Origin of the sequence: Paenibacillus allorhizosphaerae, from assembly GCF_042659105.1 — a bacterium.
Taxonomy (GTDB): domain Bacteria; phylum Bacillota; class Bacilli; order Paenibacillales; family NBRC-103111; genus Paenibacillus_G; species Paenibacillus_G allorhizosphaerae.
Genome location: NZ_JBHSRV010000057.1, coordinates 1 through 2,602, shown reverse-complemented (window position 1 = coordinate 2,602; position 2,602 = coordinate 1). Strand labels below are relative to the sequence as shown.

Annotated in this window: 3 protein-coding genes; 1 reads left to right on the top strand and 2 read right to left on the bottom strand. The window is 44.3% G+C overall.

From position 1 onward, the window contains the following. Positions 1 to 314: 314 nt before the first annotated feature. Positions 315 to 644, bottom strand: coding sequence for a winged helix-turn-helix transcriptional regulator (locus tag ACFQI7_RS37695; protein ID WP_218103581.1), 330 nt, complete (start codon positions 642 to 644; stop codon positions 315 to 317). 149 nt (positions 645 to 793) lie between these two features. Between ACFQI7_RS37695 and ACFQI7_RS37690 the strand changes: the two genes are divergently transcribed. After that, a complete protein-coding gene (locus tag ACFQI7_RS37690; RefSeq protein ID WP_218103580.1) occupies positions 794 to 1,777 on the top strand; it encodes an NADP-dependent oxidoreductase in 984 nt (327 codons plus the stop codon). A 404-nt stretch (positions 1,778 to 2,181) separates the two neighbouring features. On the opposite strand, the gene ACFQI7_RS37685 is transcribed toward ACFQI7_RS37690, so the two are convergent. After that, positions 2,182 to 2,457, bottom strand: coding sequence for a DinB family protein (locus tag ACFQI7_RS37685; RefSeq protein WP_218103578.1), 276 nt, complete (start codon positions 2,455 to 2,457; stop codon positions 2,182 to 2,184). Between the last annotated feature and the right edge of the window lie 145 nt (positions 2,458 to 2,602).

Below are 2,602 nucleotides of genomic sequence, written 5' to 3'. Positions count from 1 at the left end.
GCATTCATGTTGCCAAAGTCTATAGCGGGTCATTTTCCTGAACTTTCATTCCTCATTACAAGGGGAGAAATCCTGCGAATTAGCGAGCATTCGTGAGAAAACTAAATCGTACCGAGGGAGTTCAACGGCCTCACATATATCTGGATACGGTTCCCCTTTTTTGCTTGAGAAATACTGAAACAACTCGTCAATATGACTGGCATTCACCTGTACCAATTAAAATGCAAACGTCTTTGCCATGTTTGACATCTGTGTCATGTTTGTTTTTCCCTTGTTGTTTTTACTCATCACTTTTACATTAGATACTTCATGAATCAAACGTTACGTTCGCGGTGAACTAACCCCCACTGAGCCATCTCATGCATGACAGGGATGAACGTTCTGCCGTAGTCACTTAGTGAGTATTCGACTTTCGGCGGAACTTGTTGATAGACTGTTCTAATGATTAAGTTATCTCTTTCCAGCTCTCGAAGCTGTTCAGTTAACATCTTGCGGGTAATTTGTGAGATCGAACGTTGGAGTTCGTTAAAACGCTTGGTACCGCTAACTAGTCGCCAAAGAATAATTGCTTTCCATTTCCCCCCAATCACCGACAGTGTTGCCTCCACTGGGCAGCCACTCACGTTCTCATCCAATCCACTCATGCACATCACATCCAATCCATCCGAATCAGGTTCCTAAATGGGTACTATGTCACGAAAAAGTGCGTACTTACAAACTCACCACTTTAGTAAGTATACTACATTCAACACATGTTATTGCTCAAAAATCAAAAGTGATGGAGGGTAACCCGATGTCCGAGTCCAAAATGAAAGCGATTCTTGTTCAGGAGTATGGCGCTCCGGATGTAATGAAACTCGAAGAAGTCGACCGCCCTAACCCATTGGCAGGAGAAGTACTTGTCAAAATCTATTATGCAACTGTCATCCCACTTGACTGGAAAATTCGCAACGGATGGGTGCAGAACGTATTCCCCAAGACACTTCCCTACATTCCAGGGTTTTACGCAACCGGAGAGATCGAATCGACAGGCCCAGGAGTGACTGAATTTACTGTCGGCGATCTCGTCTTCGGAATGATAATTGGAGCGTATGCGGAGTATGGCATTGCTAAGGTGAATAAACTGGCGAAAATGTCGAACGCGGAGTATGCCCTTGCTCCAGTGGATGAACTAGTGAAGTTACCGGACGGTCTCTCTTTCGAGGATGCAGCAACGATCAGGGCCGGTGCAGATACAGCATGGAAAGCCCTGTTTACCGAAGGAGAGCTGGAAGCCGGTCAAACTGTCCTCATTCATGCCGCTGCCGGCGGTGTGGGACAATTCGCCGTTCAGTTGGCCAAATGGAAGGGTGCCAATGTAATCGGCACCGCTTCAACCTCTAACCTGGACTTCGTCAAGTCTTTGGGTGCGGACCAAGTCATCGATTATACGACGACAGCTTTCGAAGATGTTGTCAAAGAAGTGGATCTCGTCGTCGATGCCATTGGGGGAGATATCGAGAATCGATCATTGGCCGTTCTGAAACAGGGCGGAATTCTTGTCGCTTTGACGCAGCCTCCATCCCAAGAGAACGCTCAAAAGCATGGCATTACAGCTAAATTCAATACCAAGTTTCCAACCTATGCGAATCTGCAGACTGTAGCACAATTGATTGCTGACCGTACAATCAGAGCAGAGATCGACTCCATCTTCCCGCTGAGCCAAGCTAACAAAGCACTAGAGAAAAGCGAAGAAAGACATGGCCGCGGAAGAATATTGCTGCGCATCAACTCCTAATTCCATGCGAACACAAAGACCCCTTTACCCAGGGGTCTTTTCTGTTACATAATAAAAAACCAAGCATCGTCCACGACAGGCAGCGTGATAGGTAATGCGGCTGTAAAAATGCTACTTCCTAATGAGCGACACACAGCACTCCACATGAAACTGGACTACTGGTCACTAGTAAACTTGCCTAGATTTTACCACTCTCAGACTCTCTTATCAGACTCGTATCATTGACATGTATCCCCCCCTTGTAAAATTCCTACAAATTTTTACCATATCGACCCATTTTTTTGGGCATTATCCATAGAACAAACATATCCTCCTATTGCACAAATCTGCCCTTAGCTTAACGACAGAAGGAGCAGCTGCCGCGGCGGCAAACTGCTCCTGGATCGCTGAACTATCGTTACCCGTTAACTTAATCGTTCTTCTATTTGTTTGAGGTGATGATTGTCGTGGTTAATAAATATATTTAGGTATTTCTCAACTGTAAATTGGCGTTTTCCCAAACCAATTGTAAATTTTACATCATTGTCGATTCCAGATATCGTTTCAATCAGCTGTCTTCTTTTCTCAACAAACTCATCTATTAAAGAGCTAGTTGTATTAAAAGCACTGATATATTGAATAGCCTCACTATTATGTTCATCATGGTCGGGAAAAGAGATTAATACAGCTCCTTGATTCATAAACGGAACATGCTTCTCCTGTTTAGCCCCCTAAAGAACTTGGACACTAAGAGTGTGTATGGATTACACTATTAGTGATAGGGGCTGATGACATGACGAGAAATAAGCATTCTAAAGAATTTAAGAAGCAGGTCGTTAAAGAAGC